The 6,632-nt window shown below is 41.5% G+C and carries 6 protein-coding genes; all 6 read right to left on the minus strand.

All coding sequences use genetic code 11. The features are described from left to right. Positions 1-388 precede the first annotated feature (388 nt). Positions 389-904 (minus strand): hypothetical protein, encoded by a 516-nt coding sequence (locus AB4263_RS24060; RefSeq protein ID WP_372099024.1) that lies wholly within the window; start codon positions 902-904, stop codon positions 389-391. Between the two features lie 479 nt (positions 905-1,383). Further along, complete coding sequence (locus AB4263_RS24065) at positions 1,384-1,587, minus strand: pyrophosphatase (RefSeq protein WP_102420170.1); 204 nt, start codon at positions 1,585-1,587, stop codon at positions 1,384-1,386. A 366-nt stretch (positions 1,588-1,953) separates the two neighbouring features. Next, the gene (locus tag AB4263_RS24070; protein WP_050712177.1) at positions 1,954-2,406 is read right to left on the minus strand and encodes a hypothetical protein; all 453 of its coding nucleotides are present in this window, start codon (positions 2,404-2,406) and stop codon (positions 1,954-1,956) included. Between the two features lie 354 nt (positions 2,407-2,760). Next, positions 2,761-3,774 (minus strand): manganese-dependent inorganic pyrophosphatase, encoded by a 1,014-nt coding sequence (locus AB4263_RS24075; RefSeq protein ID WP_372099025.1) that lies wholly within the window; start codon positions 3,772-3,774, stop codon positions 2,761-2,763. A 478-nt stretch (positions 3,775-4,252) separates the two neighbouring features. Beyond that, the gene (locus AB4263_RS24080; protein WP_102320537.1) at positions 4,253-4,705 is read right to left on the minus strand and encodes a septal ring lytic transglycosylase RlpA family protein; all 453 of its coding nucleotides are present in this window, start codon (positions 4,703-4,705) and stop codon (positions 4,253-4,255) included. 337 nt (positions 4,706-5,042) lie between these two features. After that, a complete protein-coding gene (locus AB4263_RS24085) occupies positions 5,043-6,419 on the minus strand; it encodes a uracil-xanthine permease family protein (protein WP_372099026.1) in 1,377 nt (458 codons plus the stop codon). Positions 6,420-6,632: the final 213 nt, after the last annotated feature.

The following is a 6,632-nucleotide window of genomic DNA, read 5'->3' on the forward strand; positions in this document are numbered from 1 at the left end:
GGTAAGCTGAGATTGAGTATCCATAACGATCATCCTATACACCCCTGACTAATTCGTAGCACTAGTCAAAGGATTACGTAAAAATAGAGACCGTCAATTTCCCTCGGTAATTAAGCGAATGACAAAGTCGCTTGGTAGTTACGATACGACAGAATCGCTTGGTGATCACATTACCGAGGGAGGTTGGGCTAACACGGATTTGCCCCGAAGCTTGTTAGGGTAAATGCTCTTTGGAGGGCTGAAGTCCAGTATTTCCCTACCAAAACGTTTTCGATTGTTTCTAAACTACGAATTAAAAGGTAGGGCTATTACAACTACTTGTAATAGCCCTACCTTTTTCAGAAGCAAAGTACAACGCTTCTGTTCTGATAACATTCACTATAATAGGTTATTTTTCGATATCTTCCATTTTCGCTGTTTTGTTAGTTACAATCATAGATAAGATGTCATGCTCAGCACCATCCGCAGTGTAACCATAGGACTTAATTGCCCATAGGTTGCCTTCCTCACCGAGTAATCGCCAATCCCATTGATACCCATCTTCGTATGTTAAGTGAAGGTTGCCACTATCTTCAATTTCCCAAGTTATAGCCTCAGAGGTCCCTTTCTCTTTTTTGAAATACACGCCTGTCCCATCTTCCATTAGAGTCATTTCACGCTTCTTTTTTCCGTTACCAAATGAAAACGTAAGACTTTGATCTATAAACATATCTTCGGTGAAAATTTCATAGCCACCACAATCTAAAATAGCTTGATTAAATGTTTCTTGGCTAAAGTCTGAAGACGTACCATCGCCAATTGTACATAAATTTGATACAAACAAATCTTCTTCAGGTGACGATGTTGATTGACAACCTGACAGAATGGCAACAAGTACTAATGGTAGTGTTTTAATTAAACTCATAAGCTTCCTTTCTAATCGCATTTGTATAGAAATGTTGCGTTTGCAACCATAACAATTTAGGTGCACATTAATGAGAGATCAAATGCGTATTAGTTCTATTTGTATTGTGTTTCAAAGATGAGAGGTTTACGAACAGTAATTTATAGAAAGCTATCCAAATTTGAAATCTAAGAAATACTAAACTAGAAAACATGCTGCTATGAGTTGTTCTTTAATAATCATAGACGCCATCACCTATCGAAACCGTGCTGCTTGCTTATTTAGCATATTAAAGATTGTCTGAAGGGTAGATTTCGTCTAAGTAACTAAACTCGCTTTTGTCCAGAAACGTTTTTAAAATTGATCAAACTCTATTGTCCTCCGACAACAATGGCTAGATATAGAGCGAGCATAGGGTCAGATAGAGTTTAAAAGTAGGTAGTGGTTAGGGGGGAGTTGGTGATCTTAATTACACATCCCTGTGTAACGTATTTTGAATGTCAGCTGGCTTTAAAGAGCTTCATAAATTGACTAAAGCGTGGAATCAGGTTTTGCACAGTCGGCGCATCTGGAATCTCATTTACAAAAATCATGAAGCGCTGTGCTTTACTTTTATCACCTTGAGCAGTCCCTGCTAGTATTGCTTGAGCTAAAATTACATGCTCAGCGGTAACGTCCTTATTCGAAAATTCGTGAATCAACATAGAAAATCCTAATAAGTATAAATACGGATATAATAATACAATATATTGATGTTTATATCGATAGCTTATGGCATTCATCAATGTCAGATTTGTGTAAAAACAATACTGGACAGTGAGCTTAGTGACTTTCCATACTTATGCTAATACTTGGTTCTTCGAAACTCATTTATGTACAGGTGCTTCGTAGGATGAATTTTTACCTTTGGCACTTCCTTTCTCGAACGTGCCTTAAACGTTTCATTAGGTATGGCACGAGTAATACAGCTAGCTAATGTGAAAAACAGGCACATTGCTCACCAAACAGCGATAAAAAAATTCGTTTCCAAATTTTGAAATAGACCCAGTAAAGCGCAGTGTTATTTTTTGTTATTGTGGATCTACATGCCCAGAACAAGTATAGGACTGACCATCAACACCACGAATAGCGATCTGGTAGTTCAGCGCCAATCCATTGCCGACGATGTCTGACAGGCCCTCAGTTTCTGGATTGTTCATGCGATCGTGGTACATCTGACAAACGTGTTCTTCACCATGCCATTTTGATTGCACCTCTTCGATTCCATCAGCCTCGATGTCTACGCGAGCAACTCCATTTGTGCGCTTGGCTGCTTTGGTCGTGATGATCGTCGTCGTCATTGATGTATAACGGATACCATCGATTTTCGAACTGGCTTCGGTAAGTTGGTCGTGGTCTGCGTGTGTGATAATTGGGTCAGACACGAATACGTTCGCAGCCTTTACCTTTAAGCTGGTACAGCCAGTAATTGTCATAAGTGCAAGTGCGATAGCTGTTAAACCAATGGTTTTGATTGAGGTCATTTCATTGTCCTGTTAGTCATTCTGTCTGGGATTTACTATAAACAATAAAACACTGTATTATTAGTTCAAACTATGAATGCTAACTTACCGATAATGGAAAGCCGCGACTAGGATTGGTTACTTGTTTAAGACTGCTCTAAGTCTAACTTTTCACGTGGTTGGTCGTGAATGTCCTTGGGGGTTCGTGCCATAAAGAGCTATGTTAGATCTGGCTTATCCATAAGCTTTGTTAATTTAGAAAAAGCGCAACTCAATTTTATCCAAATCCAGTTCAACACGACCCAAAAACAAAAAGGGATTGGTATCTCTACCAATCCTTTCACTACTTATTTATAAAGTAACGGCTCTTATTCTCTACAAACTCTCAATGGCTTTCTGTACCGCAGGGCCAATCTGACGCTTACGCGAAGTTACACCTTCTAGCGTCAACATATCGCTTGTTGGTTCAGCATTGAAAGCAGATTTGATGACTTGGTAGTCACTTTCATCCACCCAAAGTAAGTTTGCTTCTTTGTTCTTAGTGTCTGTGATAGAGAAGAACAGATAGTCTAGCCCGTTCTCTTCTTTGTAGGCTTTCATAGCCGCCAAAAGCTCATCTTTGCGGTCAATCAATTGCTGAGCCGTTAGCGTTTCAGCCACACCGATACCCACCTGTTTGCCACCGTATTTAAAGTTTTTGTAATCCAGCGTCAGAATGGTTTCAGAAGAAAGATGACTGAGATCCGACTTAGCAATCAGCATCTGTTGGCCGAAATCTTCGATATCTGAAATACCTGCAACTTTTGCCAGTTTTTCAGCATATTCACGATCATGCTCAGTCGTGGTTGATGATTGGAATACCACAGTGTCAGAAAGGATCGCGCCTAAGCCTACACAAGCAAGGTGCTTAGGTAGTGTCACATCCAGCTTTTCAGCGTTGTCAGCCAGAATAGTTGCAGCCGATCCCCAACCTCGAATATCCATTTCGACAATTTGTGGGGTGTTAATCGGTGAGCCACCAATTGCGTGATGATCAACCACAGCAACAATCGATGCTTGGTCGATAGTTGGTGCTAGTTGAGTGACTTGATTGAAGTCCACCAGCCCCACTCGGTATGAAGAGTAATCTGTCTCTACGCGTGGTGATTCAGCATTACAGTAGTTCAAGATGAAGGTGGATTCTGGATTGATAGGCTCTGGTACTGTCGCTGTACCGCCATAGATATGAGCCGCGAGCATCGCAGACATTACCGTGTCGCTGTCTGGGCTTAGGTGCCCTGTCCATACGAGATCTTCACTGTTTTCATTGGTAGATTGTTGAAGACTGAAAGCATAGCTTGCTGAGCTAAAAGACATAATTAGGGCTGCAACGACAGGGGTTAGCTTCACGGGTATTTCCTTATTTGAATGCGATATAGAAGCCCATAAGCTAAACACCAAAAATTTCAGAACCGTGTCACTAATATTTCAGATTTACTTCAGTGAGTAACGAAATGTAATTTCCCTCTCTTTGAGAGTCTTCTTCTCCCATCAATTGTACCTCCCCCTTTCTATTACACGCCCGCCACAACCAATTTTGGATTAGTTCAGCTTTTCATTATTTCACAATGAATTTCAATGAACCCTAATGATAAGAAATCTAAGATACTGATTTATTTACCTCATAACATCATCAACCCACATATTAGAAATAAGATAATCTTATTAAAAATGGATTATCGAAAGGCACAAATAAGGCTACAAAGCAGCCTTATTGAGTAAGCATAAATGAGCTATTGATTCACCGATATCGAGGTTCTGTTCCTCCCCTTTCCCACTACTGGTAAGGGATCGGAGATGTAAACCAAGGGGAGGTTAGGAGGGGATTCTAGTGTTTGTATCGAAAGGTATTACTATCATCAACAATCTCGATTTTAACAGGCACGGTGCCTTGTTTAACGTTGCCGATTTTTGCAAATGCCTTGTGCGACAGGTCGATCACTCGGCCTTTTACATAAGGGCCTCGATCATTAATTTTCACATCAACAGACTTGTTATTGTTTGTATTGGTCACTCTCACGATAGTCCCGAATGGCAAGGTTTTATGAGCCGCAGTAGTCGCATTCATATTATACGTCTCACCACTTGCTGTGAGCCTTCCATGGAATTTATCGCCATACCAAGAAGCTTTACCAGCAAGAGCATGTGACTTGGCATATTCCTTTGTTTTAGAACTGCCGACAGCCGACGTTGAGGTGCATCCGGCTAATATCATAAGGATAAGAGCGGTAAAGATAATATGTAATTTTTTCATGTGGTTTGTGTGCGCTAATCTCTGCATGTTTCTCTATTTTCGTTGTTGTTGGTTAGCAATATAATGCTGAGTATAGTCACTGCTCAGCCAAGGCTACCATTCGGTATGATGACGGAATGTTTTCATGAACGACACTTTCTTCCGTCATATTCATGAAAGGTTTTATCGTCAAAACGTCAACTTTAACAACGTCTTAAATCTGTATATTTCTTAATCGCTTCATGTAGATAAGTCACTCAGCCAAACATCCAAATACAAAAGCGGATTGGTATCTCTACCAATCCTCTTTAGGGGTAATTCGTTTTTCTGCCTTAAGCGCAATTGTCCGTAATCAGTCACCTACGCTTCTTCTCGGCTGTATAAGTTACGCTTTACTGGTTTGTACCGAATTCGTCATCGATTTGGCTTTAGTTTCAGGCACCAAAGACATCAACCCGGTAATAACAAGAGCAGCAACACCCGACATCGTGACTGGCGAGCCAAATATGCTTTGCACTAGCTTGGGCGCTTCTTTCAATAAATCCGGCACTAGCATCACCCCAAGCCCTAAGCCTAGTGAGATGGCAATCGTCATAATTCTGCGGCGATCCAGTTTTTCATTGGCGATGATTTTGATACCCGCTGCGGCAACCGTACCGAACATCACCAATGTCGCCCCGCCTAATACTGGCTTTGGAATCGTCATTAATACCGCGCCTAAGATGGGAAATAGCCCCAACAGAAAAAGAATGGCTGCGATGAAGTAGCCAATGTAGCGACTCGCGATTCCAGTAAAATGAATCACACCATTGTTCTGGCTGAAAGTTGTATTTGGAAAAGTATTGAATACTGCTGCGATAAGCGAGTTCACGCCGTCACCTAGCACGCCAGCCTTGAGTCGATTGATGTATTTCGGCCCCTTAATTGGTTGCCCTGAGAACATGCTGTTAGCGGTAAGGTCACCCGTTGTTTCAATCACGGTAATTAAGTAAATAAACGCAATAGGTAGGAAGGCTTGCCAATCAAAAGCGAAACCATATTTAAACGGGACTGGGATACTCAATAACGGTTGAGATGCAAAAGAAACCATGGGTGCTTTGCCCATCAAAATAGCAACGCCCCACCCTACAACTAAACCGACCAAAATAGACGACAGCCTAACCATAGTATTGTTGCTTAGGTTAAGTGCCACTATGGTTCCGAGCACAATTGCACCTAACATCAGATTGCTTCCAGAGCCAAAATCTTCTGCGCCAACGCCACCCGCAATATCAGTAACACCGACTTTAATCAAAGAGATACCTATCGTCGTAATAACGATTCCAGTCACAACGGGCGTGATAACGACTTTGAGTTTTTCGATAAAGCGCGATAGTACGATTTCAACAAATGCACCAAAGAAACAGACACCGAAAATGGTAGCAAGCATTTCATCCGACCCGCCTCCATTCGCTTTAACCAGAAAACCTGCACCTAATACAGATCCCAAGAACGCAAAGCTGGTTCCTTGGACACAGATCATCCCTGCGCCAACTGGCCCTATTTTTCTCGCTTGAATGAAGGTACCGACCCCAGACACCATGAGTGCCATGCTGATCAGATAAGGAATGTGCTCACCCAACCCAAGCACACCGCCAATAATGAGTGTAGGCGTGATAATACCAACGAAACTGGCTAATACATGCTGCAACGCTGCGTAACTGGCTGCTTTAACTGATGGTCGATCGTCTAATCCGTAGATCAATTCACTGTTCTGTTCCATGTGACTTCCTTTATGTATTTTTTATTGTATACAATTTACATAAAGACAATAGAGCAACATATATGCCAATGGTTTAACATCATACTTATCAATCAGTTAAGTTTCATCTTTAGCCAGTGCTGCACTATAGAGCAACACTGTCGGCTTGTTTTAGTGCAACCGACGGTTTATCCGATGTTCCTAAATTAAGCCCCACAAAATCGAGTAGGAGGA

The organism is Vibrio sp. 10N.261.55.C5 (assembly GCF_041470505.1).
Taxonomy (GTDB): domain Bacteria; phylum Pseudomonadota; class Gammaproteobacteria; order Enterobacterales; family Vibrionaceae; genus Vibrio; species Vibrio crassostreae_C.